Source organism: Nocardia sp. CWNU-33 (genome assembly GCF_046764895.1).
Classification (GTDB): domain Bacteria; phylum Actinomycetota; class Actinomycetes; order Mycobacteriales; family Mycobacteriaceae; genus Nocardia.
Genome location: NZ_JBKOQN010000020.1, coordinates 127,851 through 152,294 on the forward strand (window position 1 = coordinate 127,851; position 24,444 = coordinate 152,294).

Here is a 24,444-nt window from a genome sequence, read left to right on the forward strand (position 1 = left end):
GAACACATGTCAGACTTCACCAGCCTGCCCGACCTGGCGCTGCGCAGCAATCGCGCGAGCGTGATCGCCGCGAGCGACGAATCTTTCGAAGAGCGCGAGAATCTCATCAACCCGTGGGAGCCGCGCTTCCAGGAGCACACGTTCGGTCCCAAGGGGCAGGAGTACGACGGCTGGGAAACCCGCAGGCACCGCGGCCCTGGCGACGACTGGGCCATCATCCGCCTCGGTATGTCCGGTGTGATCCGTGGCGTCGTCGTGGACACGGCCTGGTTCAAAGGCAACTACCCGCCCCATATTTCGGTCGCGGCATGCCGGGCGCCGGACTACCCCTCGGTGGCGCGGCTGAGTAGCGCGGAATGGGTGGACATCGTGCCGCGCAGCGCGATCGGCGGCGATGCGAAGCACGAGTTCCCGGTGTCGGACGAACGCATCTTCACCCACGTCCGCCTGACTATGTACCCGGACGGTGGCGTGGCCCGCCTGCGCGTGCACGGTGAGGTGATCCCGGATCCGGCCCTGCTCACCGGTCTCACCGTGGACCTCGCCGCGCTGGCCAACGGGGCACGCGCGGTGGCGTGCTCCAATATGTTCTATTCCGCCCCGGACAACATGCTCGCCCCCGGTCTGGCGCGCAACCAAGCGGAGGGGTGGGAGACCGCGCGGCGTCGGGACGGCGGAAACGACTGGGCGACAATCCGTCTCGCCGCCCAGGGCTTTCCGGAGTTGATCGAGCTGGACACCACGAACCTGCTGTTCAACGCCCCTGGCTCGGCCCGCCTGCTCGGTATCGATCACCACGGCGACGAACCGTTACCCGAGCCGGCCGACCCGGCCTGGTTCGAGCTGCTGCCCGAAACACCCCTGCAGCCCGACACCCCGCATCGATTCCGGTTGCCGCGTGCTCCGCGCAGGCCCGCCACCCATGTGCGCGTCGACATCTACCCGGACGGCGGCATCGCCCGCCTCGGCGTCCTCGGCACCCTCACCCCGGCGGCGGAGCGAAAGCTGAGCTCGCGCTGGCTTTCATCCGCCGAGTAACAACCCGCCGCGAAGCCAAGTCGCGGTGGCGCGATCGATGTCGTCGACAGGGGTGTCCTCAGGCACCGAGGGCGGCATCGATCTCCGCGAGCAGCCGGGCTTTCGAGCGCGCACCAACCAGCGTGGTGACCGGCCGACCGCCGCGGAACAGGATCAGTGTCGGCAGCGACATCACCTGGTAGTCGCGCATCACGGCCGGGTTCGCGTCGGTGTCGATGGCGCGAATCGTGAGCGATCCGGCGCGCTCGTCGGCGATCTGCGCGAGCACCGGGGCGATCATCCGGCACGGTGGGCACCATGCCGCCCAGAAGTCCACCAGAACGGGTTTGTCGTGCTCGAGGACATCGCGCACGAAGCTTTCATCGGTGACGGCGGCGATGTCGGCGGTGGTGTGGGTGGACGACATCATGCCTCCGCGATTTCGTTGGTCTCGATGGTGTCTGCTCCGCAGCACGAATGCGCAGGCCGGTCCAGTGCGCGGGTCAGCTTGTCCTGCAACCCCGCTCGCACCGCGTCGAGCCGAGCGATGCATTCCTCGACCTCGGCGAGTTTGCGCTCATAGACCTCGATCGAGTCGGCGCAGGAATCCCCGGTCTCGTGACCGGCGCGCAGGCACTCGACGAACGGCTTGGTGTCATCGAGGCTCAAGCCGACGGCCTGTAGGGTCCTGATCTCATCGACCAGACGAAAGTCCGCTTCGTCGTACTCGCGATACCCGTTGGCCGAGCGCCGCGCATCGAGCAGCCCCTGTGACTCATAGAAGCGCAGCGCCCGCGTTGTTGTTCCGGCTCGCCGGGCGAGTTCACCAATTCGCATGCGATCGACGGTAAACCTTGCCCCGAACGTCAAGGCAACATTTTTGTCGATCGGGCGATGTTCGCCACGTGAGGTTGTGCTTGACCAGGGTTTGTCGTGGAACATACCCTCTAATCATTCTAGAAGGAACGTTCTAAATAAAAGGTGGCGAGATGGCGGTACTCAATATCCACACGCGGCGACTGCCGGTGTCGGAGTCCGAGGTTGGGGCGCTGATCGACGGCATCGCGAGCGATGGCGACCGTTTGTGGCCGCGGGACAAGTGGCCCGCGGTGCGGTTCGACCGCCCGTTGGTATTCGGGGCTGTCGGCGGGCACGGCCCTGTTCACTACATTGTCGAGGCCTATGAGCCGGGTCGTTGGATTCGGTTCCGCTTCACCGCGCCTCGGGGGTTCCATGGGTTTCACGAGTATTCGGTGCGGCGCGCCGGCGACGGCGCCATCCTGCTCAGTCATGTGCTTGCCATCAAGTTACGTGGCCGCGCGCGGTTGTCGTGGCCGCTGTTCTATCGCTGGATGCACGACGCGTTGCTGGAAGACAGCCTCGACTGCGCGGAACGTGCATTGACCGGGGCGATTCGGACTCCCGCCGAGTGGAGTCGATACGTCGTGCTGCTGCGTGATGTCGGTGAGCGGGCGCGCAAGCGGAAGGCGAGTCGACAGGCGGTGGCGGCTGTGACCGGCGGTGCCTTGCGCAATGTAGAACCAGCCCGTGACCGGCTCGCGCAGTAACTCATGTCGATTCCGCCGGTCGAATGAGGGATATTGTGCGGGCGGCGCCGACCGTAGATGCCCACCGCGAGCACTCGTCTTTCGCGTTCGGCGCGCAGGCCAGGAGCTCGAAATACTCGGACCGCAGCGGTAGGGGCGATCTGGGCGGCAGACCAGGGTTGGGACCTCCCAGGTGCGGCAGCCGCCGATTCGGCGGGGCTGCCGCCTGTCGGTATAGTGGCCGCGGATGAGCAGCGTGACCACCCGTGACGAACCGAGGACACCGAACCGTCGATTCGGGCGCTTGGTGTGGCTGGTGCCGCCGCTATTGGCGGGATTCGCCGCACTGTGTCTGATGTTGCCGCTGTGGCCATTCCAGCGAATCACCGGTGGTTTCATCGATCTGCAGGTGTATCGGCTCGGGATCGAGGCGCTGCGTGACGGCGCGGATATGTACGGACAACTGCCGCAGACCACCATCGGTATCGGCCTGCCGTTCATCTATCCGCCGTTCGCCGCGGTGGTGTTGAGCCCGTTCGCACTGCTCCCATGGGATGCCGCGGCCTTCACCTTTTTCCTCACCTCCACCGTCGCGCTGGCGGTCACGTTGTATCTGGTCGCACGGCGGCGCTGGCCGGAGGAGTCCGGGCGCAGGCAGGCACTGCTGGCCGCCTCCTGCGCGGCGCCACTGGCCATGCTGCTGGAGCCGATTCGCTCGACGCTGGACTTCGGTCAGGTCAACCTGCTGCTGATGGTCCTCGTCGCCGCCGACTGCCTGACGGAGAAGCCGAAGTGGCGTCGCGGCATGCTGATCGGCATCGCCGCGGCGGTCAAGCTGACTCCCGCGGCGTTCGTGCTGTACTTCCTGGTTCGCCGTGACTATCGCGCAGCGGCGACCGCCGCGATCACCGGCGCCGCCGCGACCGCGCTCAGCTTCGCGGTGCTGCCACACGAATCCGTCCAGTACTGGTTCGGCGGGCTCGGCAACGTTTCCGGGCTCAGTGGCTCGTCGTTTCACACCAACCAGTCGATCCAGGCCGTGCTCGCCAGGTTCGGCGTAGAGAAGCCGCTGTTCACCCTGCTGTGGCTGTTGCTGAGCGCCGCTTTGCTAGCGCTGGTCGTCGTCGCTATGCGGCGCGCGGCCGCGGCGCCCGCGCTGGCGTTGGCGATCAACGCGGTCTTCACGTTGCTGGTGTCGCCGATCTCGTGGTCGCATCACTGGGTGTGGGTGGCACCGGCGCTCCTCGCGATGGTCGGGTACGCGACCCGGTTGCCGGTGCGGCAGGCGATCGGCTGGTATGTCGCGATCACCGTCACCGCAGCGGTGTTCGTCTACGGGCCACAGAACTGGATGCCCGGCGACAAACAACGCGAATTGTCGTGGACACCGTGGCAGCACCTGGTCGGGAACACTTATGTCTGGCTCAGCGTCTTGCTCGTCGTGGTGTTCGTCGTCACGAGCAAGCGGTCGCCCGCCATCTCGCCGGTGCGTCCGGCTGCCGACGATGCTGCACCGGCGCCCGCGGCTCTCACCGGCTCGCAACCGACGGCCTGAGGCGAGCAGGCAGTCTCGGAAGACACGATTCATCGTTGCGGGTGTGCGGTCGGTTCCCCGCCACCATCTGGAACCTGGTGCACGGCCCGTCGTCGAACTGCTCGTTGGCATCGACGCGGCGGCCGGGTAGCGACTCTTCGACACGTGTCGGTGTGGGTTGGCATGGTGGGGGCCTGGGCAATTGGCGATGAAAACGGAGGGATGGCACGTGGTGGCGATCGATCTCGAACGGAGTCCGAAATCGGCGTGGCCGCTGCCTGCCGTGCGGGCGATGGCGCAACGTGGGCTCGGGGGCGTCCCGCCGACCGCCCTCGTGCTTGCCGGGATCGTCAGCGTGCAGATCGGCGCGGCGCTGGCCAAGCAGCTGTTCACCGCAACCGGTGCTGCGGGCGCGGTCAGCCTGCGGCTGTTCTTCGCCGGGATCGTGCTGCTGATCTTCTGGCGGTCGGCACTGCGCATCGATCGGCGCGCGCTGCCCGTCGTGCTCGGCTACGGCGCCGTGCTCGCATTGATGAATCTGTCCTTCTACGAGTCGATCGACCGCATTCCGCTCGGCATGGCGGTGACGATCGAATTCCTCGGGCCGCTCGCGGTCGCGCTCGCGGGCTCGCGCCGCTGGATCGACCCACTGTGGGCCTTGTTGGCCGGGGCGGGAGTTGTGCTGTTGACCCGGGCCGCAGGGCCGGTGATGTGGTCGGGAGTGCTGTTCGCATTGGCCGCGGCGGTGTGCTGGGCGGGCTACATTCTGCTCGGCGCCGCGCTCGGAGAACAGACCAGCGGTGGCGGCGGCCTTGCATTGGCGATGGCGTTCGGCGGTTTGTTGATGGCGCCTGTCGGCATCGCGGATGCCGGTGCCGCGCTGCTCGAACCTTCCGTGCTCGCAGCGGGATTCGGGGTGGCGATGCTGTCGTCGGTCTTGCCCTACTCGGCGGAACTCGAAGCGCTGCGGCGTATTCCGGCTCGGGTGTTCGGCGTGCTGATGAGTCTGGAACCCGCCGCGGCCGCCTTGGCCGGTCTCGTCGTCCTCGGCCAGATCATGAATCTTGCGCAGTGGGCGGGTGTTACATGTGTGGTCGCCGCCTCGATCGGGGCCACCCGAATGTCGAAGAGGGGCTAGCGGTTCGGCGGCAGGATTCTGAGGGTCAACACCAGTCCCGCCGCGATGCAGACGGTGGAAACTGCTGCGGTAGTGAAGGATCGGGTGATCGCGGCGATGCCGGCGGTGAACGTGAAGCAGGTTGCCAGAGCCAGCAGTGCGGTTCCCCACTCCACACCGGCAATCCGGTGAGTTCGGTTTCTCGTCACTGTCATGCTGTTGTGATACCCACTCGTCGGGGTTACCAAACCGTTATCGTCGCGGGGCGTCGTAGATAACTCCGCCGTCCGAATGCGCCGGCGAGCCTTCCGTCCCTGGTCACGCCTCGGTGGCGCATTACAGATACGCCACAGCGGCAGCCCGGAATGGCATGGTCGAGTTGTCCGGTAACAAGCACGCCATCTGCAGCGTGCCGATTCCGGTCTACGGTGACCGGTCGGCCATGTTGTTTACCCGTAGCCGCCCGGGTACTCGGTGCGCAGGAGGTGTGACATGCCGAAGGAATGGAGCACGAAGGACGAGCGGCAGTACCAGCACATCAGGGACTCCGTGAAGGACCAGGGCGCGAGCACGGATCGGGCCGAAGAGATCGCGGCCCGCACCGTCAACAAGAACCGCGCCCAATCCGGCAGGACCAAGACGGCGAGTCGGTCCTCGACAAACGATATGTCGCCGCAGCGCCGTGGTGGCCTGCGATCCGGGACCACGGGACCGAAGGGGCCCACCCGCGATCAGCTCTACAACGAGGCCAGGCAGCGCAATATCGAGGGTCGCTCGAAGATGACGAAGAGTCAGCTGGCCCGCGCGCTGGACAAGTGACTCTCCCCGGCTGACCCAGCAGCCTCGGCACTGCCGATAGCTGTTCTTCGTTGCTCGAGTGCGTGCAGCACGGTGGCCCCGATGACCGCGAAGGCGGTGCCGAGGAGGGCTCCGGCGATGACGTCGGTGAGCCAGTGCACGCCGAGGTAGAGCCTGCTCGCCGCCACCAGGGTGATGAGCAGGGCCGCGACCGCGCTGAGTAGCGCTACGAACTGTCGGCCGCGCCCGATCGTCAGGATGGCAATGGTGATGCCGACCAGCGCCGAGGTACTGGTGGCGTGTCCCGACGGGAACGAGTAGTCCGTGGTGATGACCTGCTGCGTCTCGATCGGCGGGCGCCCCCGTCCCACCACCAGCTTCAGTGTGGTGCTTGTTGCCGATGCGGCGGCTCCCGTTGCGACAATCACGATGATCGGCAGTGCGGATCGTGTGCGCCACGACAGCCAAGCCCCGATGAGCGCGGTGAGCGTTATGACTGCGCCCGGACTGCCGAGTGTGGTGATCACGAGTGCCGCGGTATCCATCCATGGTGTGCGATGGGCGATGAACCAGCTGCGGGTCGGCGCGTCGCCGCCGGTCAGCCAGCCATTGTCGGATACCTGGATCGCGAATATCGCGAACGCGATGAGCAACCCACCGACGCACAACGCCGCTGAGACGTATCGGCGACCGGTCTGGACTATCCCCGTGGTGACCAGAACTCCCGCCACGGCCAGCTCGGCGAGCGCGACATCCTCCGCCGCGGGTTCGGTGACAGCGTCGACGATGGCGCTGTGCAAGAGTCCGAGGGGATGCATTGTTCGAGTATCGCGAGGGTGTGCTGTGAAGAAGCTGAGAGGTGTGCCTACGACCGATCGGGACGGGGTCGCCGCGCGAGCGATGAATTCGCGAGGTGTGCTTCGTCTGAACTCCTGACGAAGCAACCACCACCAGGAGACGTCCCATGAGGAAGATCACCGCAGGTCTGTTCATCTCGCTCGACGGCGTGATCGAAGACCCGCAGGACTGGCATTTCCCGTACTTCAGCGACGAGATGGGCGCGGTGGTCGATGCGCAGCTCGGGTCCGCCGACACACTGCTGCTCGGGCGTAAGACCTATGACAGCTTTGCGGGGGCGTGGCCGGATCGAGAGCTGGCGGGTGAGCAGGACGCTGCGATGGGCAAGGCGCTCGGCGATGCCCGCAAGATCGTCGTGTCGAACCAGGATCTGCAGTTCATTTGGCGCAATTCCGAACTGTTGAAGGGCGAGCTCATCGAGGCCGTCACGGCGCTGAAGAACGAGCCGGGCGCGACCGACATTGCCATCAGTGGGTCGGTGTCGGTTGTCCGGCAATTGCTCGAGGCCGGACTGCTCGACGAACTGCACTTGCTCGTCCATCCGATCGCCGTCCGCAAGGGCGCACGGTTGTTCGAGGAGGCCGACACTCCGCTTCCGCTGCGCCTGATCTCCTCGACCACCTTCGAATCGGGGGTCGTGCACCAGGTCTACACACTCGCGGATACGGCGCCCACCGGTACCTACGAGGACGCGAAAGTGCACCTGCCTCAGGGTGATCAGTAATCGAAGGTACGAAATCAGCGGCCCGCGCTGCCCGGTGCGAAGATCGGGATCTCGCACCACCCCGGCAGGGCGGGCGGCGGAGTTGCCGGGCCGCCTGCCACGATCCATTCGCCTCGGCCGCTGACCTCGCGCCCGGCCAGCGGCCGGTCGGCGGGCCCGACGGCGACGATTGACGTGCTCGATGCTCATGACGACCTAGGCGTTCTCGGCCCCGCTGTGACAGGTGGTACGAGCTAGCCGCCACCACGATTCGAGTTCGCAATCGGCGGTATGGCATGAATCTCGGCATAGGGTGGTTGTTCACGAGCAACCAGGAGAGAGGCAGACGAGATGCGGGCGATCGCGTTCGACGAGTTCGGTGGGCCTGAGGTGCTGAAGATCGTGGATATCGCGGTACCCGAGCCCGGCGCAGGCGAGGTACGTGTCGCGGTTCGAGCGGCGGGGGTCAATCCGGCGGACTGGAAGGTTCGCTCGGGCGCTTTGACCTTCGGTGAACCGGTGTTTCCGCAGTATCCCGGTGCCGAGATCGCGGGCGTTGTCGACGCGGTCGGTCCGTCGGTCACCGGAGTGGCCATCGGTGACGAGGTGTTCGGGTGGGCGCGCCGCGGTGGCTACGCCGAGTACGCGCTGAGCGCCGCCGTCGTCCGCAAGCCGGCCGGGCTCGGCTGGGCGGACGCCGTGGCGCTTCCCATCGCCGTATCTACCGCGGACCATGTGCTGAAGCTGTTGCAGCTGCAGCCCGGCGAGACGCTGCTGATCAACGGCGCGGCGGGGGCCGTCGGTTCGATGGCGGTGCAGCTGGCGGTGGCAGGCGGCGTCAGCGTCATCGGCACTGCCTCGCAGGCTAATCAAGACGTCGTGCGTGCCCTCGGCGCCACCCCGACCACCTACGGCGCCGGTCTCGCCGAACGCGTGCGCGCACTGACCCCCAAGGGTGTCGATGCCGTATTCGACGCCGCGGGCCATGGTGGGCTGCCCGATGCCATTGATCTGCGCGGTGGCACCGACCGGATCGTGACCATTGCCGATCCCGCCGCTGCCGAGCTCGGTGTGACCTTCACCAGCACGGGTGACTCTCCGCGTCCGACCGAACTCGCCGAGCAGGTCGCCGAACGGCTCGCCGCGGGCGAATACCGGCTCCCCGGCCCTGCTCGAACTTTCTCCCTCGACCAGGCCCCCGCCGCTCAACAGGAAAGCGAAACCGGGCGTGGCCCAGGAAAAGTCGTGCTGCTGGTGAGCTGAACCCGTGGTGGTGCACTCGAATCGACCACTGCGGACGGCTCCAGTCACGCACGGACACAGTCGAATTGGGTCTGCGTTGCGCGATGTGCGCGGCGATTAGCCGAATATCGCGGGATCGGGGTGGTCCGGGCGTATTCTTTGGGGGGCCGCGGGGCCGCTGGGGAGCGCGCCCGAGCCTGCGGTGCGCTGAGCGAGGAGGGCTGGCGCGGTGGTGGCAGAAGCGCAGACCGAGACTGCGGGACGTGGCGTGCTCGAAGCCGGGTTCCAAGTGCTGCAGGCGATTTCGGTCGTCCCGGAAGGGTGCGGTCTTTCTCAGCTCGCGCGTGCCACCGGGCTGGCAAAGGCCACGGCGTACCGGCTCGCCGAGCAGTTGGTTGCCCTCGGTGCGGTGCAGCGGGTGGAGCAGCGGTATTTCGTCGGTGCTCGAATGGCGGAGCTGGGAAGGCAGTGGCAGGCCGCGCCGTTGCTGCGCCAGGCCGCGCAACGACCGGGGCGGACGTTGGCCGCCATGACCAAAGCGACTGTCGCAGTGTGTGTTCTCGACGGTGACGAGGTACATCTGATCGCCAGCTTCAAGGGTGCGGAAATATTTGTCACGGCCGAGGCGGAAGCCGACCTCACCTTCCGGACCGCGATGGTGCAGGTGCTGCACGCCGCGCGGGCCGAGAATGCGCCACCGCCGCCGACCTATTCGGCGGGAGAATGGCGGCGCATCGAAACCGCCATCGCCGACGACGGCATGATCGCCGTCGACCGCTACGACCTGGTGTCCGGAGTCTGTTGTGCGGCAGCGGCAATCAAATCGAACGGGTGCGGTGGTCCCGCTGCGATCGCCTGCATGTCCCTCGCGCCGCGCTTTCCGCCGAATCTCCCGAGCCTGGTTGCACATGCGGCCCGCGAGATCGGGAAGAATCTTCGCTGATCGGTTCGCTCAGTGGACCGACCCGTTCCGGGTTCGCCCGGCACGCCCCACGATAGTTGGTTATTCAACTATTGCGAGTGAGGGCTGATCTGCTGATGATCGACTCCAATCTTTGGGGCCACCGCTACGTTTCGTTGTCCGTCACCGAGGACGGACGCCGCCGCTATCTCGTCCGCGGCACCAGGATCACGCTGTGGTTCGTGGCCGAGACCCGCAGGCTCTCGGCCCACGCAGGGTGCAACACGGTCATGTTCGACGCGGACATCGACGACGGAATCGTCAAGGCGCGGTCACCGTTTTCCACCGTGCTCACCTGCTCGGCAGAGTTGATGCAGCAGGACCGCTGGCTGAGCGAATTCCTGCTGCTCACCCCGGCCTGGACGGTCGTCGATGACGCTCTGGTGCTGACCGGCGACCGCACCGAAATTGTGCTGCACCGAACGCCTGCCAATCACGATTGAGCCGACGGCGCCACCAGGAAACCCTCGACGACGCGGCGCACCTTGTGCACCACGTCGGTATCGCCGAGACGCAGTGCGCTATTCGCGGCGCCGAGCACGGCGTCGATTTGGAATGCGGCGAGATCGGTGTCCAGGTCAGCGATTTCGCCCGCGGTGACGGCGTGCCGCAGCTCGGCGGCGATGGCGCCGATCCAGTCCTTCTGATCGCGGACGAGGGCGTCGCGGACCGGGCCGGGGTGGCTGTCGAAATCCGCGATGTTCGCCATCCGCAGGCAGCCGCCCGCAAACAGCGGCGTCGCGGCGTAGACAATCCAATGCTCGATCAGCGCGCGCAGGCGTGCCGCCCCGTGAGGTTGTGTGCCGGCCGGGCGGATCACCGCGTCGATGAACATCTCGCGGGCGTGGTCGACGGCAGCTACTTGCAGAATCTCCTTTGTTTTGAAGAGGGTCTGCACGCCCGCCTTACTGAGTCCCGTGTCGGTGGCCAGTTTGCCGAAGCTCAGCCCCTCCAGCCCATCGAGCGATGCGGTGTCGACGGCCTGCCGCAGCACGATCTGGCGGGACCGGGCCCCGCGCAACAGGCGCTTATCGGAGATCATGCCGATACCCGCTTTCCGAGCTGATGGGCAAGGCGTTTGACGACCTCGGCGGCCAGTACGGCCTGGCCCGACGCGGAGAAGTGAATACCATCCGCGCTCAACAGGTTCGCGCGGTGGTTGATCGGATGATCCCACATGTCGACGACGTGCGCGCGGTGTTCGGCAGCCAGCCTGCGGGTGATGTCGTTGACTGTGCGCACCCGCTGGTCCCAGTCGGGAAAGACCGGCACGACGTACGCCTTGCCGAGGGTGAAGGTGATCAGCTGCGCCCCGGTGCTACTCGCGAGGCAGTACATCTCGCGCAGGGTTTCCTCGATGTCGTCGAAATCGGGGGTGCGCCTGACGATGTCGTTGGCGCCCGAGGGCACATGGAGCAGGTCGGGGGCGAACGCGCGGATTTGTTCGGACTGGTGTTGCAGCGCTTGGTCTGTCGTCGCGCCGGGCTGCGCGGTGTTGAGATACGCCAGATCTGGATGGACCCGGCGCAGGGTGTCCGCTACTCGGTCGGCCCAGCCCAAGGTCGCATAACCCGGGCTCGGGTCGCCCATGCCTGCCGAGAGGCTGTCGCCGAGCACTGCGAATCGCCGCCATGGTGCGTCGAAGAGCAGTGCTGCCGCATCGAGGGGGTGCAGGCAGTACGGATCGGTTTCTTCGGCCGAGGGGAGGGTCGTGGTGGTCATCAACAAAGAATACGTCCGATCGTATGGTTAAACAAGAATGTATGGGCGACAGGCCGTGTGTGCGCGTCCCGCCCGGCGCGTCTTCGGGGGATGGTGCGAATCAGGTTGCTGCGCAATCTTTCTCAGAATGAACGGCTATCATCTGGCTAGGCGTTCGACGGCGTCACCAGCATTCGAAGAGGGGTACGACTGTGAGCATGATTCTCGCTGCGGCACATGACATGTACGGGACAGTCCTCGCCCAGATCGGGAACCCGACCCCGCAGGCGCCGCCGATCTCGGACAAGATTTTGCAGATGGTTCGCTACCTGACCTGGTTCGTGCTGCTGTCGGGTGTCGGCGCCATCACCTACGCGGGCGGCCGCTTCGCGTGGGAGAAATGGTCCGGCGGCGGTCTGCAGTCGCCGAAGATGGTGGCGGGAGCCATGATCGGCGGTGTCGTCGCGACAAGCGCGGGCACCATCATGAATGCCGTGATCGGCACCTAGCAAGCCGCGACTAGCCCAGATCCGAGGGATCGGTGTTGGCGCCGCACAATACGACACAGACCTGCTCGTCCGGATCCGGCAGGTACGCCCGGCCGGGACGCTGATCGTCGCTGGTCAGGACGGCGAGCGCAGTTGCAGCCGCGTGCTCGACGGCAAGGCGGCGATCGTGCCACAGCGCGCGTCGGGTGGCGACGATCTCGTTGTCGGAGACCAGCATCGATGCGACGTCGTAGTGCTGAGCCGCGTGCAGTGCCAGCTCTGTGACGCGCCTGGCGCCGAGGGAATCGGCGGCGACGGAATCGACGGGGCCGTCGACGACGTGCCCGGCTTCGATCGCGGCACGGAGCGCGCGGCAATTCTCCGGCTCCACCGCAACGGTTCGGATGCCGTAATGATCTGCGGCTGTGGCTATCCCGGCCAAGAGGCCGCCGCCGCCGACCGCGACGACGATGGTGTCGAGCCGGGGGAGTTGCCGGTGGATCTCCTCCATCAGGGTTCCCGCGCCCGCGGCGATGAGCGGATTGTCGTAGGCGTGCGACAGCAGTGCGCCGGTGGTGTCGGCGTGCTCCAGGCACGCGGCGAGCGCGTGCGCGTATTCGTCGCCGACCATCCGCACCTGCGCGCCGTAGCCGCGTAGCTTGTCGACCTTCACCGTGGGTGCTGTCGTCGGCAGGAACACCGTCGCGGTCACGCCCTGCTGCTGCGCCGCCCATGCGCACGCGAGGCCCGCGTTGCCACCGGAGGCAATGGTCACCCCGGCCGCGGGTAATGTGCCCTCGTCCCGATGCGCCTGGATGAAGTTCTGTGCGCCCCTCGCCTTGAATGTGCCGGTGTGCTGCATGAATTCGAGTGCGAACCACAGCTCACCCGAGACGGATCCGGCTCGACGGTCCCCGGGCGCGAGGGCGACCGGCCGCACCCGACCCGCGACGCGGTCGGTGGCTGCCTTGATGTCGCGGTAGGTCAATTCCATTGCGCTCCTCGTGTCGTTCCGGTCGATCAATGAGTCTTCCGCGGGGAGGTGGCCCGCCTGCCGCCGATCTATACGTTGCCATCCGCGAATGCGCGATCCAGCAACGCCAGCAGGGCGTGTAGGTGGCGTTCGTAGGCTGCCTCGCTGAACGCTGGAGTGTCACGCATGGTGAAGCCGTGCTGCGCATCCCGATACACCGCCGAGGTGAATCGAACTCCCGCGGCGTCGAGCGCCGAGTCGAGCAGGGTGATCTGGTCGGCGGGCATGGAGACGTCCCGATCGGCGTGGGCGATCAACAGTTCCGCGGTGATGCCGTTCGCGGCGTGGTGCGGGCTGTCGGGCGCATCCTCGACTGCGAGGCGTCCGCCATGGAAACTGGCCGCGGCCGCGATCCGGCTGCCATGGGCGCCTGCGGTGCGCAGGGCGAGCCGGCCGCCTATGCAATAGCCCGTCACGGCGAGTGCGCGCGGTGCGACGAATGGGCAAGCGCTCAGCCAGTCCAGGTAGGTTTTCGTGTCCGCCATCGTGTTGTTCGGCGTGAGTTGCTGCCGCATCGGAGCCAATGCCGCGAAGAAATGGGCCTGGCCGTCCGGCTCGGCGGGGTCCGGTAGCGGTAGCAGCGGTGCGCGTCCCGAGCGATAGAAGATATTCGGTGCCAGCACAGTGAAGCCGTGCGCGGCAATGGTTTCCATCATCTCGCGGAGCCAGGGGCGCAGGCCGTAGGCGTCCATGAGGAACAGCAGGCCGGGATGGGCTCGCCCGTCATCGGGTCTGACCAGATAGGAATCGGCGTCGCCATCGGCTGCGGCGATGTCGAAAGTGTCGAATACGACGGGCAACGTCATCGGCGTCCTCCGAACCAGGGTGATCACTTCGGTCATCGCGATCCTAACTGTCGATGCGAAGTCGAACCGAACATGTTCGGTGGGGCGCGAATTGCCATCGGCGGCATACGGATACGCGGACCAATTCTCGGTGCCGGTGTGCGGTGCTTCTCCTTGCCCTCGAACTCGGCCGCGCACACTCTATTTGCGGATCAATTGCCAACTTTCATGCAATGTAGTCTGCATTCATCTGAGAAGTCGTCATACTCTGTTCGATCGCTGATCCGTACCGACGCCCGATTAGTGGGCGCGAAGAGAGGTTTGACCTGTGAAACTGATCTGGATTACGGCATCCGCACTGGTGGCTGTTGCCGCGGCTGGGTGCTCCGATGACAAGCCGTCTAGTTCCGCTGTGACGTCGACCGTTGCTTCGTCGGCGAGTGCGGTGACCGCTGCTCCGGGGCCGAGCGAGGCTGCCGAGCTCGGCGGCGGTGTGCGGATAACCCTCGGCGAAACCGAGAAAGTGCTCGTACCCGCCGATGCCGTCATGGATATCAAAGTTCCCGCGGAGTGGGGCTCGGCGGCATCGGGCCTGCGCTGCACGGTAGCCGACAGCACCGGACGAAATGAAGATCTCCGCTCCTCGGATGTGAAGAAACAGGAATCCATCGCAGGCAGAGACTGGACCACCATCTGGACTTTTTCGTCACCGCCCGAGGCAGAGGTCAGCGTCGGGTGCAAGGATCCCGACGCCAAAATCACTGCTACCGATAACAACTACATCCGCGTCGCACCCCGCAGTCTCAACCCGCACTGAGCCGTCGGCGGATCTGATATCGCGCCGGCGCCGGCGCCCGGCCTCCGATCTCGGTTGTCTACGGCGTAGATAACCTCGACAGAGTCGCTGACGACACAGGTAGCCTCGAATCGTGGTGGAGGCAACGGCGGAGCTCGGGTATCGCGAGCGCCCGTCACGGTTCGACGGTGCTGTGGTGTGGACCCGCATCGTTACTCGCGATGATCTCGGCCTGCCCGTACTGCCCGATGGGTGCATGGATCTGTTGTGGACCGGCGGCACGCTGTCGGTCGCGGGTCCGGACACCGGTGCCTACCGCCCAGCTGTTCCGGTGGGAACCCGCTTTGCGGGGATCCGATTCTTTCCCGGTAGTGCGCCCGCGCTGCTCGGGGTGCCCGCACACGAATTGCGTGATCGACGCGTCGAACTCGCGGATCTGTGGCCGTCGGCAACGGTCCGGCAGCTGACTGCGCAGATCGACGACGCCGACGACACGATTGCCGCGCTCGAGGCGATAGTGCTGCGGCGGGCGGCCGACACCGAACCGCCGGATCCGATCCTGCGCCGGATCGCGGTCGCGTTGGATGCGGGGTGGTCGGTGGCGCAGACCGCCCAAGCGGCCGGGCTCGGTGCGCGGCTACTGCATCGCAGGTCCCTCGCGGCCTTCGGATACGGGCCGAAAACGCTCGCTCGGGTATTGCGGCTGCAGCGGGCCCTGGCGGCGGCGCGCAGCGGAGTGGCGCTCGCGGACACCGCCGCACGCACCGGCTACGCGGACCAGGCCCATCTGGCTCGCGAGGTGCGGGACCTGGCGGGAATGTCGTTGCGTGAGTTGCTCAGTCGGTAGCAGGCAACGGGGCGTACAGGTCGACGCCGTTGCCGTCGGGATCCGCGAGCGAGGCGTAGCGCTGACCCCAAACGGCGTCCCATGGCTTCAATTCGCCGTGGTAGCCGGCGTTGACGAGTTCGGTGAACACCCGATCGACCTCGGCGGGATCGGCGCACCGGAAGGCGAGTCCGGTCCGGCCCGTGGAGCTGGGCGGCTGCCACTGCGGATGAAATGACTTGATCACCGCTTCGGTGTCGAAGGCGATGCGCATCCCGCCCGCGATCGCGGCCTCGACATGCGGCTGGTTCTCGGAGCCCTCCGGAAAATCCAGCCCGAGGCGTCGATAGAAGTCGAGGGTGGCCGCCATATCGGAGACCACGATGCCGATGAAGTCGAGTTGTGGAGTCATGACCCGCAGCCTAAGCGGGCTCGGTGCAGCCGGTCTTGAACAAATCGGACACCGTGGACGAGGGCGGCGCTCAGCTGGCGGTAGCTGGAATGAGTTCGGCGATCAGGTTCTCCACGAGAATGCGGATCCGGTCACGGATCGAGCGCACGATGGCGATGTCCTCGTCCGACGGGTCGGGCAGCACCCAATCCCGGTAGCTGATTCCTGGGAAGAACGGACAGGCGTCGCCGCAACCCATGGTGATCACGACGTCGGACATGGCGACCGCGTCGATGGTCAGGAGCTTCGGCGCTCGAGCGGAGATGTCGATGCCCGCCTCGGCCATGACGGTGACCACGGCCGGGTCGAGCGCATCGGCCGGTGTGCTGCCCGCGGAGCGGACCTCGATGCGATCACCGGCGAGCGCACCGAGAAATCCGGCGGCCATCTGCGATCTGCCCGCATTGTGGACGCAGACGAACAGCACGCTGGGCTTGTGAGCCATGTGCGGGAATACCTTTCAACTGGGTGAATCGAGCGATGCTGGACGCGAGGTCGGGCGATGCGGGGTGGTTCGAGCCGGTCGGGGCGCCGAACGGCGCCGTAGTGTGAGTGATACGTATACCAGGACGCGCGCGGGCCGGATGCACGCTCACCGGGTCGCGGCGCACGCGGCGCCGCCGAATTCGATCATTAACACATCCGAGAGTTGTTGCAGCGCTTCAGGTATGTCTCGATAGTAGACACATCAAACGACCCGTGGGTGCCGGGTCGGCTACCACGGATCGTTCTTGTCGCTTACAGCAACACAAAGAGCGCGGTCGATGGCCTTTCATTCCAGGTCGGGTGCGGGTGCCAGGCAGCGCGCCTCGTTGGCGATCGGGAAGTAGCGCAGGCGTTCCCGAGCCGATTAGCGCCCGCCGCTGGGTGGGCTGTCTGCCTCGATGGTCGGTTGCAGTGAACTTGCCGATGCCGATGCCGATGCCGATGCCGATGCCGATGGATCGGTTGGCTCTGGCTTGTCCGGGTCCGCTGGCTGGAGCACGGATGCGAGCCAGTCGTGAGATCCCACCGGGTGGTTGGATGGCCAAGGAGCTTTTTAACCACCAATTATTGGGCAGCACGCTGGCTGCATTCCCGTTTTTTCGCTACCTAACTGGCCGTATTCGGGTTCGAGCTCGAGCTCGAGCTATTTGACGCCCGCGCCTTGTTTTCCGGTGCTCCAGATATCTGTCGAGTTCGAGCCTGCTTTGCCCGGCTCGATGCCCGTGCCGCGGAGCACTATGTTGCCGTCCGCTTGCGTAGTCTGTCGGAATAACCTATTGGACGAGACCAACGACTGACCGATTTCAAGTTTCTGTCCTGCGAGCAGGGAATTATGTTCACGGTTCTGCGCATCGGTCAGGGCGCCATGTGGCGGAGGGTCTACCATCGCTGCGCTCCAGTTCGGTCAGCCACGGATGTCGCGGATAATGGGCAGCATCGGGCCACTAATACCTCCGCGGCCAGGTCGGTACTCCGGCTCGGACTGGCCTGCAGGGTCTCAGTCGCTTGAAAAAACCTGCTGTCCTGGCAAGCCGCAGCCGTTACTCCGAGCACACCACAAAGAATCGCCGCGATCATGTACCAAATAGGTCATGATCAAACTGCTGCGTATACGCATACTCCTACTTATAGTTGGATTGTTGCTAGGTGCCGAGCCGGAGGGAAATCAGTGCACGCTCAACGCATGACCGACACCGACTCGAACAACTCGACCTGGACCGGCATGGTGCCGGTCGACGACACGGCGCCGGCCTGACCGACACCCGCGGCCCTGGCCGTCCGGTCGTCTATCTGGACGGCTCCTATGCCGAACAGTCGCGCTGGCGGCGCTGGGGTCAGGTCCGCTGACCCTGCCGCCCAATTTACACACCAAACCCATTCACGCACTGAAGGAGTACAGCCATGCCCACATTCGAGATTGGAGGTTCCTGGTGGACATCGAATCTCTGCGCTATGTAGTGACTTTGGCGGATGAGCTGCATTTCGCGCGGGCGGCGCAGCAGCATTTCGTCACGGCAGGTCACTTCGGTCGACAGGTGCAACGACTCGAACGAGCGCTCGGTGCACGGCTTTTCGATCGCACCAGTCGTCATGTCGAGCTGACCCCGGTCGGTCAACGGGTCGTCTCGCACGCACGCGCTGTGTTGCTCGCGCTCGACGAGTTGCGGGCGAGCGTCGATCCGTTGCTGCGGACCGAGGCCGGTGTATTGCGGGTCGGCGTCCTGGGTTTCGGGATGGCGGAGCGATGGCCGCTGCTGCGCGACCTGGTGGGCGCTGCCATGCCGGGCATAAGGCTGGTGTACGAAGACGTGGACCTGTACTCGCAGTACGACGCTGTGCGGCGAGGCGATGTCGATGTCGCCGTCGTGCACTATCTGGGTGATCTCGATGGTCTGTTATTCCAACCGGTCTACACCACGCCCCGTGTGGCGGTCGTCCCGGCTTCGTCTCCGTTTGTCGACGCCGATCGGCTGTTTCTGAACGATGTCGCAGATGAAGGTTGGGTTCGGGTCTCGGGCGGACATCCGCGACTCGCGGAATGGGCGGGGCCCGCGCAACAGGTGCCTCGGGGGTCGCCGCTGGTGCGCACACCGTCGGCGGTCTCGGGCGCTGTCGCGACGACCGGCCTGCTGGGGGTGCACGGTGCTGCGGCAAGTCGGTACTTCGCACGACCCGATGTGCGATTCGTGCTCCTCGACGGCACACCGGCGGAGGTCGCCGTCGCCACCAGGCAGTCGGACAACCGCCCGATCGTGCAGGCATTTCGACAAGCGGTCGCGGCGCTGGACCATGACCTGTCTGGTACATGATCGCGGCGGCCGTCCATAGTGTGGTGGAAGCAGCTCTCGCGCCCACCTGACACCGACGCCCAGAACCGGGACGGGGTGACCGCGGCGGTGACGGACAGAGTTACATCGGGCGCAGGTCGATGATCTTTCGCAGTCTGGCGCGGTCGCGTTCGAGGCGGCGGGCCTCGTAGGCAATCGGGAAGTAGCGCAGGCGTTCAGGGAGCAGCGGTACGGTGCGGCCGATCAGCCAACCCAGTGCTCGTAGCTTGCGTTCGTCGGATGCGGTCCAGGTCAGGCCGAGCTTGCGGCGGGCAGGCTCGGGGGTGGTGCCAACGGTAAAGAAATATTGCAGTTGTCCGACCGGGGCTACCGCGCGTCGCCAGATCGGGTGCAGTATGCGCGGGAGTTGGGTGGGCGGCGCGACGGATCGGATCACCTTCAGGTAGTCGTGCGCGGTGGCGGTGTCCTGGAGGTGGTTGTCGACCATGTCTTCGAAGAACTTCTCGAACGCGGCGTAGTTCTCCGGAATCTCCTTGGGCGCCACCGAGAAATTGCGCATCAGCTGCACCACTTCCTGGTAGTACGCCTCCTTGTCCGCGGCAGTGAGCGGTCGGGTTGTGAAGTGCTTGGAGCCTTCGGTGAAGGCGAAGGTGCCGGTGTGCAGCACCCAGGCCCACGGCCCGGACGACAGCGCCTTGTGCCGGACGCCGGCTGCATCGGTGGTGTTGAGCGATGCGTGCATCGCGCGCAGGCGATCGGCTTCGGCGAGCGCTTCGTCACCGCCGTAGATCCACATCATCACCGAGCCGAGGCTGCGCACGGCGCGGCCCATCGGGTCGGTGCGGAAGGTCGAATGCTCGTCGACGACGGCGGAGATGGTCGGTTCCATCGTTTGAAGCAGGAACGCCGAGCCTGCGGTCAGGGAGAAGGTGATCAGGCCGGTCTCATCCCACATTCGCGTGCCGGGCTCGATCGGGCGGCGGTCCGGCAGCGTGTGCGAGCCGGTGGTGTCGAGTGCGACGGACGCCGTCATTGCGATCTCCTTTGATCGTCCTGCTCAATAGTGTGAGAGATTTAGAGTACCAATCTCTCACTATCTTGGCACGCTCGAAGGGGCTGCGCCAGGCGTCGGAGGTCACGGTCATTCCGGGTCGCGCTGGGGCTGCGCTTGCCGAGGCGAAACGAGCCGACGGCAAGCCGTCGGCCGAATGCACTGACCGCGGTGCTGCCCCTACGCTTTCGATATGACGACCGAATGGCGCAGGCGTTCCGGCCGGATCGGGGTGCTCACGGGCGCGGGGATATCCACCGATTCCGGGATACCGGATTTTCGCGGGCCGCGCGGGGTGTGGACGAAAGACCCCATCGCCGAACTGTTGTCGACCTTCGACGCCTACCTGGCCGATCCGCAGCTGCGGCAACGATCGTGGCTCGCCCGCCGCGACAACCCGGCGTGGCAGGCCGAGCCGAACGCCGCCCACACCGCGCTCGCGGATCTCGAGCGGGTCGGGCGCACCGTCACGATCATCACCCAGAACATCGATCGGCTGCATCAGCGCGCGGGTTCCTCGCCGCATCGGGTCATCGAAATCCACGGCAATATGTTCGAGGTGGTGTGTGTCGAGTGTGATTTCGAGACCAGCATGGCCGCGACCCTGGAACGCATCGCGGCAGGAGAGGCGGACCCGCCCTGTCCCGAATGCGGCGGCGTGCTGAAAGCGGCCACCATCATGTTCGGCCAGCAGCTCGACTCGCGCACGATCACGAAGGCCGCTTTGACGGCCGAGACCAGCGATATCTTCCTGGCGGTCGGCAGCTCACTGCAGGTGGAGCCTGCCGCCTCGATGTGCGCGCTCGCCGTCGACAACGGCGCCGACCTTGTCATCGTCAACGCCGAGCCGACGCCCTACGACGGCTTGGCCACCGAGATCATTCGGGACCCGATCGGCACGGCATTGCCTCGGTTGGTCGCCGAGATCCTGGCCGACTGACCCGTGCGGCGAACTCAGGCGACCGGGCCGAGCACCCGGTCCAGATACGCGTTGCTGAAGCGGCCCGTGGGGTCGAAACGGCGGCGCACCTCGGCGAAGCGGTCCCAGTCGGGGTAGCGCGGCCGGAGGGTATCCGCGGTCTGGAAATGGCGCTTGCCCCAGTGCGGTCGGCCGTTGTAGCGGTCGAAGACTGCTTCGCAGGCGCGGAAGTACGGCTCGAAATCCATGCCGCGGTACTGGTGCACGGCGATGTAGCAGGTGTCGCGACCGCCGGCGGGGGAGAGGAACGCGTCATCGGGGGCGACCCAGCGCACCTCGATAGGCATCGGCGTATCGAATGTCGTGGATAGTTCCTTGATTTCGCGGATCGCGGCGACCGAGTGTTCGCGCGGGATCGCGTACTCCATCTCGGTGAAGCGAATCAGGCGGGGCGAGGCGAACACTCGGTAGGAGCGGTCGACCTGGCGGCGATAGCTGCCCGCGTAGGCGGCGCCGCGATGGATCCACGGCACCAGGCCAGGCTGCCATTTGCCGAGGCGGCACAGCATGTCGAAGGTGTAGTTGGACATCAGGATGTCGGCGAACCAGTCGACGGCCTTGCCGCGCGGCTGTTCGGGCAGCTCGACCGGGTTATTGCGCTTGGTCATGGCCAACGGGCTGTGCGCGAACATGTAGAACTCGAAGTGCTCGTTGCCGTCGACGTAGGAATCCAGGTCGGCGAGGATGTCTTCGACCGGCACCGGTCGCTCGATGCCTTCGAGTACGAAGGACGAAACCAGCTGCAAGGTGGCGGCGGTGACGACGCCGAGTGCGCCGATGCCGACGCGTGCGGCGCGCCAACCCTCCGGATCGGTCTCGGCGTTCAGTTCTACCCGAGTGCCGTCGGCGAGCATCAGTTCGATGGAATGCAGTGCGGCCGAAAGGTTCTGCAGCGTGGCGCCGGTGCCGTGGGTGCCGGTGGCGGTGGCGCCCGCGACGGTCTGCACGTCGATATCGCCCAGGTTGGGGAAGGCGAGCCCGTGCGGGTGCAGGGCATTGCTCGCGGCGTTGAGGGTGATGCCCGCCTCGACCCTGGCGCGGCCGGTGGTCGGATCCACCTCGAGGACGCGGTTCATGTTCGCGAGGTTCAGTAGCACGCCGTCGGTGAGGACGGTGTCGGTGAAGGAATGGCCCGCGCCCGCGACGCGTACCGTTTGCCCGTTCGCGGCGGCGCGGCCGAGGACGTCGGCCAGCTCATCGGTGTTGCGCGGGGCGGCGATCGTCGTCGGCGCGCACTGCTGATCGCCGGCCCAGTTCACCCACGAGTTGGTCATGTGTCCAACTGTAGGGGATTGCGTGTGACGCGCGCTACCTATGTCCCTTTTTTGCGATTACCGCTTGCGGCCCGCGCAGACGTGCGACTTGGCCAGTTCCACCTCTTCATCGGTCAGTGCGGGCACGGTGAGCGGCTGGCGTGGCATGGCGTCGGCGCGCACCCCGTTGAGCGCGATGGCCATGTACCGTTGCCAGACATCGGGATTCACCGGCCTGGAGAACTCGGCGAGTGCGTCCACCATGTGGATGAGGGCGAAGAAGTCCGAGGCCTCGACATCGGGGGCCAGGGTGCCCGCGTCGCGGGCTCGGTCGATGACGGCCGCGACCGTCGGCTTGAGCCGGTCGCGGACGGCGGCGAAGCGTTCCATGTCGTTCTCGAGTTCGAGCATTACTTCGCTGAAGCCGCGGTTGGTGGCCAGGTGCCTGCATGCGTACTCGAAGAACTGGACGAGGCCCTGCCAGGGGTCGGGATGTGCGTAGGCGGCATCGGCCGCGTCGCCGAACTCCGACATGTTCTGCTCGAAGACCTCGGCGATCAGCTCTTTTTTGTTGGCGAAGCGCCGGTAGACGGTGCCGACGCCCACTCCGGCGCGTTCGGCGACGTCGTCGAGGGTGATCTCGAGTCCGTGGTCGGCGAACAGTTCGCGCGCCGCGGCGACGATCCGCTGCTGATTGCGCGCGGCATCGGCCCGCAAGCGCCGAGGTGGAGAGAGGGCCGTGGCGTGATTCACACCCACATCCTATCAAGTATCGGGATTAAGTGGAGACAATACCTCCGTTACCATGGTAGCTTCTTTCATAAGCGGAGACACCTTCTCCGCATCAAGACTCGATACAAAGGGGACAGCATGACTACGGTGATCGACCGTGGGGCACCCGCCCCCGAGAAAACGGATAACGGCAGGCGCGGCTCGCACGCGCTGCGTTGGTGGGTGCTCGCCGTCCTCGGCGTCGCACAGCTCATGGTCGTCCTGGATGCGACGGTCGTGAACATCGCGCTGCCGGCGGCGCAACAGGATCTCGGTTTCAGTGACGGCGACCGCCAGTGGGTGGTCACCGGTTATGCATTGGCCTTCGGCAGCTTGCTGCTGCTCGGCGGACGGCTCAGCGACCTCTTCGGTCGCCGCAATACCTTCATCATCGGTCTGATCGGCTTCGCGGGGGCCTCCGCGGTCGGTGGCGCGGCCACCAGCTTCGAAATGCTCGTTGCGGCCCGGGTCGGGCAGGGCGTGTTCGGCGCGCTGCTTGCTCCTGCCGCGCTGTCGCTGCTGACCGTCACCTTCACCGAACCGTCCGAGCGGGCCAAGGCCTTCGGCATCTTCGGTGCGGTCGCCGGTGCCGGTGGTGCGATCGGCCTGCTGCTCGGCGGCATGCTCACCGAATGGGCGTCGTGGCGTTGGGTGATGTTCGTCAACCTGGCCTTCGCCGCCGTCGCACTGGTCGGCGCGGTGCTGCTGCTGGCCAAGCATGTGATCACCGAACGACCCAAGCTCGATATCCCCGGCACGCTCGTGGTGACGGCCGCGCTCTTCGGCATCGTCTACGGCTTCTCGCACGCCGAGTCGACCAGCTGGACCAACCCGGTCACCCTTGGCTTCCTGATCGGCGGCGCGGTGCTTCTCGCGGTGTTCGTGTGGCTGGAAACCAAGGTCGCCAACCCGCTGCTGCCGCTGCGGATCGTGCTGGACCGCACCCGCGGTGGTTCGTTCCTGACCGTGTTCGTCATGGGCATCGGGATGTTCGCGATCTTCTTGTTCCTCACCTACTACATGCAGCTGAGCATGGGGTACTCGCCGATCAAGACCGGACTTGCCTTCCTGCCGATGGTGGCGGGCATGGTCGTCTCGTCGACAACGGTGCCCTCGCTGTTGCTGCCGAAAGTCGGCCCGAAGATCGTGGTCGCGGGCGGCTTCCTCGTTGCCGCGGCCGGCATGACCTGGCTGACCCGGATCGGTCTGGACAGCGGTTACGTCACGCACATCCTGCCCGCCCTCGTCCTGATGGGCCTCGGCCTCGGCGGTGCGATGTCGACCGCCTTCCAGGGCGCGACGGCCGGTGTGCACCACGAGGATGCGGGCGTCGCCTCGGCGATGATCAACACCAGCCAGCAGGTCGGTGGTTCGATCGGCACCGCGCTGTTGAGCACCATTGCCGCGTCGGCGGCGACGGATTACCTGTCCTCGCATCAGCCGGGTCCGATGGCCGTGGCACAGGCTCAGATCGAGAGTTACACCACCAGCTTCTGGTGGGCCACCGCGATCTTCGTGGCCGGCGCCGTGATCACCGCATTCTTGATGCCGAACACGGTGCCCGCTCCCTCCGAGGGAGAGCCCGTGCTCGCGCACTGAAGTTCGACCGAAAAGCACAGCGCCCGTGTCGCTGGTGAATTCAAGGGGTCGTCGCAACACTGCCTGCTTTTAGCGGGTAAGTAGATCACGCAGACGCTCGGCTGGGGTTTCCCAGTCGAGCGTTTTGCGTGGACGATCGTTGAGTTGGTGAGCGACGTGT

At 65.9% G+C, this 24,444-nt stretch carries 28 protein-coding genes; 15 read left to right on the forward strand and 13 right to left on the reverse strand.

Annotated features, from left to right (window positions below):
• The first annotated feature begins 6 nt into the window (after positions 1-6).
• Entirely contained in the window at positions 7-1,038 is a 1,032-nt protein-coding gene (gene alc, locus ACLMAL_RS25345; protein ID WP_412001358.1) for an allantoicase, read from the forward strand.
• 58 nt (positions 1,039-1,096) lie between these two features.
• On the opposite strand, the gene trxA is transcribed toward alc, so the two are convergent.
• Together trxA and ACLMAL_RS25355 are read right to left on the reverse strand one after the other, a co-directional pair.
• A complete protein-coding gene (trxA, locus tag ACLMAL_RS25350; RefSeq protein ID WP_412001359.1) occupies positions 1,097-1,444 on the reverse strand; it encodes a thioredoxin in 348 nt (115 codons plus the stop codon).
• Positions 1,444-1,854 (reverse strand): MerR family transcriptional regulator, encoded by a 411-nt coding sequence (locus ACLMAL_RS25355; protein WP_412001360.1) that lies wholly within the window; start codon positions 1,852-1,854, stop codon positions 1,444-1,446. Before ACLMAL_RS25355 ends, trxA begins: the two co-directional genes overlap by 1 nt.
• A gap of 152 nt (positions 1,855-2,006) precedes the next feature.
• Between ACLMAL_RS25355 and ACLMAL_RS25360 the strand changes: the two genes are divergently transcribed.
• From ACLMAL_RS25360 to ACLMAL_RS25370, 3 genes are all read left to right on the forward strand, one after another.
• Complete coding sequence (locus ACLMAL_RS25360; protein WP_412001361.1) at positions 2,007-2,585, forward strand: SRPBCC family protein; 579 nt, start codon at positions 2,007-2,009, stop codon at positions 2,583-2,585.
• A gap of 226 nt (positions 2,586-2,811) precedes the next feature.
• Positions 2,812-4,119 carry a glycosyltransferase 87 family protein gene (locus ACLMAL_RS25365; protein WP_412001362.1) on the forward strand — a complete coding sequence of 436 codons (1,308 nt, stop codon included), beginning with the start codon at positions 2,812-2,814 and terminating at the stop codon, positions 4,117-4,119.
• Positions 4,120-4,330: 211 nt separating this feature from the next.
• A complete protein-coding gene (locus ACLMAL_RS25370) occupies positions 4,331-5,236 on the forward strand; it encodes an EamA family transporter (RefSeq protein ID WP_412001363.1) in 906 nt (301 codons plus the stop codon).
• On the opposite strand, the gene ACLMAL_RS25375 is transcribed toward ACLMAL_RS25370, so the two are convergent.
• Positions 5,233-5,430: a hypothetical protein gene (locus ACLMAL_RS25375; protein WP_412001364.1), complete on the reverse strand. Its 198-nt coding sequence runs from the start codon at positions 5,428-5,430 to the stop codon at positions 5,233-5,235. The genes ACLMAL_RS25370 and ACLMAL_RS25375 overlap by 4 nt on opposite strands.
• 277 nt (positions 5,431-5,707) lie before the next feature.
• Here ACLMAL_RS25375 and ACLMAL_RS25380 point away from each other — a divergent pair, with 277 nt between their 5' ends.
• Positions 5,708-6,034 carry a plasmid stabilization protein gene (locus ACLMAL_RS25380; protein WP_412001365.1) on the forward strand — a complete coding sequence of 109 codons (327 nt, stop codon included), beginning with the start codon at positions 5,708-5,710 and terminating at the stop codon, positions 6,032-6,034.
• On the opposite strand, the gene ACLMAL_RS25385 is transcribed toward ACLMAL_RS25380, so the two are convergent.
• Positions 6,007-6,831, reverse strand: a complete 825-nt coding sequence (locus tag ACLMAL_RS25385) for a phosphatase PAP2 family protein (RefSeq protein ID WP_412001366.1) — start codon at positions 6,829-6,831, stop codon at positions 6,007-6,009. The two genes, ACLMAL_RS25380 and ACLMAL_RS25385, sit on opposite strands and share 28 nt — an antisense overlap.
• A 146-nt stretch (positions 6,832-6,977) precedes the next feature.
• On the opposite strand from ACLMAL_RS25385, the gene ACLMAL_RS25390 reads away from it, so the two are divergent.
• The 4 genes from ACLMAL_RS25390 (at position 6,978) to ACLMAL_RS25405 (ending at position 10,220) form a co-directional block, all read left to right on the forward strand.
• Positions 6,978-7,595: a dihydrofolate reductase family protein gene (locus ACLMAL_RS25390; protein WP_412001367.1), complete on the forward strand. Its 618-nt coding sequence runs from the start codon at positions 6,978-6,980 to the stop codon at positions 7,593-7,595.
• Between the two features lie 330 nt (positions 7,596-7,925).
• A complete protein-coding gene (locus tag ACLMAL_RS25395) occupies positions 7,926-8,837 on the forward strand; it encodes an NADP-dependent oxidoreductase (protein WP_412001368.1) in 912 nt (303 codons plus the stop codon).
• Between the two features lie 208 nt (positions 8,838-9,045).
• The gene (locus ACLMAL_RS25400; protein WP_412001369.1) at positions 9,046-9,759 is read left to right on the forward strand and encodes a helix-turn-helix domain-containing protein; all 714 of its coding nucleotides are present in this window, start codon (positions 9,046-9,048) and stop codon (positions 9,757-9,759) included.
• A gap of 77 nt (positions 9,760-9,836) precedes the next feature.
• Entirely contained in the window at positions 9,837-10,220 is a 384-nt protein-coding gene (locus tag ACLMAL_RS25405; protein ID WP_328404902.1) for an META domain-containing protein, read from the forward strand.
• Here ACLMAL_RS25405 and ACLMAL_RS25410 read toward each other — a convergent pair.
• Positions 10,211-10,819: a TetR/AcrR family transcriptional regulator gene (locus ACLMAL_RS25410; RefSeq protein ID WP_412001370.1), complete on the reverse strand. Its 609-nt coding sequence runs from the start codon at positions 10,817-10,819 to the stop codon at positions 10,211-10,213. The genes ACLMAL_RS25405 and ACLMAL_RS25410 overlap by 10 nt on opposite strands.
• Positions 10,816-11,499 (reverse strand): SGNH/GDSL hydrolase family protein, encoded by a 684-nt coding sequence (locus ACLMAL_RS25415; RefSeq protein ID WP_412001371.1) that lies wholly within the window; start codon positions 11,497-11,499, stop codon positions 10,816-10,818. The genes ACLMAL_RS25410 and ACLMAL_RS25415 overlap by 4 nt, the downstream gene beginning before the upstream one ends.
• 197 nt (positions 11,500-11,696) lie before the next feature.
• Here ACLMAL_RS25415 and ACLMAL_RS25420 point away from each other — a divergent pair, with 197 nt between their 5' ends.
• Entirely contained in the window at positions 11,697-11,987 is a 291-nt protein-coding gene (locus tag ACLMAL_RS25420; protein WP_328413320.1) for a hypothetical protein, read from the forward strand.
• Positions 11,988-11,997: 10 nt separating this feature from the next.
• Here ACLMAL_RS25420 and ACLMAL_RS25425 read toward each other — a convergent pair whose 3' ends face one another.
• Together ACLMAL_RS25425 and ACLMAL_RS25430 are read right to left on the reverse strand one after the other, a co-directional pair.
• On the reverse strand, positions 11,998-12,960 hold the full coding sequence (locus tag ACLMAL_RS25425; protein ID WP_412001372.1) for a threonine/serine dehydratase: 963 nt from the start codon (positions 12,958-12,960) through the stop codon (positions 11,998-12,000).
• Positions 12,961-13,028: 68 nt separating this feature from the next.
• Positions 13,029-13,841 (reverse strand): dienelactone hydrolase family protein, encoded by an 813-nt coding sequence (locus tag ACLMAL_RS25430; protein WP_412001373.1) that lies wholly within the window; start codon positions 13,839-13,841, stop codon positions 13,029-13,031.
• A gap of 355 nt (positions 13,842-14,196) precedes the next feature.
• Between ACLMAL_RS25430 and ACLMAL_RS25435 the strand changes: the two genes are divergently transcribed.
• Entirely contained in the window at positions 14,197-14,601 is a 405-nt protein-coding gene (locus tag ACLMAL_RS25435; protein ID WP_412001374.1) for a hypothetical protein, read from the forward strand.
• A gap of 112 nt (positions 14,602-14,713) precedes the next feature.
• Positions 14,714-15,427, forward strand: coding sequence for a helix-turn-helix domain-containing protein (locus ACLMAL_RS25440; protein WP_412001375.1), 714 nt, complete (start codon positions 14,714-14,716; stop codon positions 15,425-15,427).
• Here the strand turns inward: ACLMAL_RS25440 and ACLMAL_RS25445 are convergent.
• Both ACLMAL_RS25445 and ACLMAL_RS25450 read right to left on the reverse strand, forming a co-directional pair.
• Positions 15,417-15,818, reverse strand: a complete 402-nt coding sequence (locus tag ACLMAL_RS25445) for a VOC family protein (RefSeq protein WP_412001376.1) — start codon at positions 15,816-15,818, stop codon at positions 15,417-15,419. The two genes, ACLMAL_RS25440 and ACLMAL_RS25445, sit on opposite strands and share 11 nt — an antisense overlap.
• Positions 15,819-15,888: 70 nt before the next feature.
• A complete protein-coding gene (locus tag ACLMAL_RS25450; protein ID WP_328404886.1) occupies positions 15,889-16,302 on the reverse strand; it encodes an arsenate reductase ArsC in 414 nt (137 codons plus the stop codon).
• A 1,471-nt stretch (positions 16,303-17,773) separates the two neighbouring features.
• Between ACLMAL_RS25450 and ACLMAL_RS25455 the strand changes: the two genes are divergently transcribed.
• A complete protein-coding gene (locus ACLMAL_RS25455; RefSeq protein WP_412001377.1) occupies positions 17,774-18,652 on the forward strand; it encodes a LysR family transcriptional regulator in 879 nt (292 codons plus the stop codon).
• A 100-nt stretch (positions 18,653-18,752) separates the two neighbouring features.
• Here the strand turns inward: ACLMAL_RS25455 and ACLMAL_RS25460 are convergent, their stop codons facing one another.
• Complete coding sequence (locus ACLMAL_RS25460) at positions 18,753-19,664, reverse strand: oxygenase MpaB family protein (RefSeq protein ID WP_412001378.1); 912 nt, start codon at positions 19,662-19,664, stop codon at positions 18,753-18,755.
• 211 nt (positions 19,665-19,875) lie between these two features.
• Here ACLMAL_RS25460 and ACLMAL_RS25465 point away from each other — a divergent pair, with 211 nt between their 5' ends.
• Entirely contained in the window at positions 19,876-20,622 is a 747-nt protein-coding gene (locus ACLMAL_RS25465; RefSeq protein ID WP_412001379.1) for an SIR2 family NAD-dependent protein deacylase, read from the forward strand.
• 14 nt (positions 20,623-20,636) lie between these two features.
• Here the strand turns inward: ACLMAL_RS25465 and ACLMAL_RS25470 are convergent, their stop codons facing one another.
• Positions 20,637-21,935 (reverse strand): D-arabinono-1,4-lactone oxidase, encoded by a 1,299-nt coding sequence (locus ACLMAL_RS25470; protein ID WP_412001380.1) that lies wholly within the window; start codon positions 21,933-21,935, stop codon positions 20,637-20,639.
• 57 nt (positions 21,936-21,992) lie between these two features.
• Complete coding sequence (locus ACLMAL_RS25475) at positions 21,993-22,667, reverse strand: TetR/AcrR family transcriptional regulator (RefSeq protein ID WP_412001381.1); 675 nt, start codon at positions 22,665-22,667, stop codon at positions 21,993-21,995.
• 117 nt (positions 22,668-22,784) lie between these two features.
• Between ACLMAL_RS25475 and ACLMAL_RS25480 the strand changes: the two genes are divergently transcribed.
• On the forward strand, positions 22,785-24,284 hold the full coding sequence (locus tag ACLMAL_RS25480; protein WP_412001382.1) for an MFS transporter: 1,500 nt from the start codon (positions 22,785-22,787) through the stop codon (positions 24,282-24,284).
• Positions 24,285-24,444 lie beyond the last annotated feature (160 nt).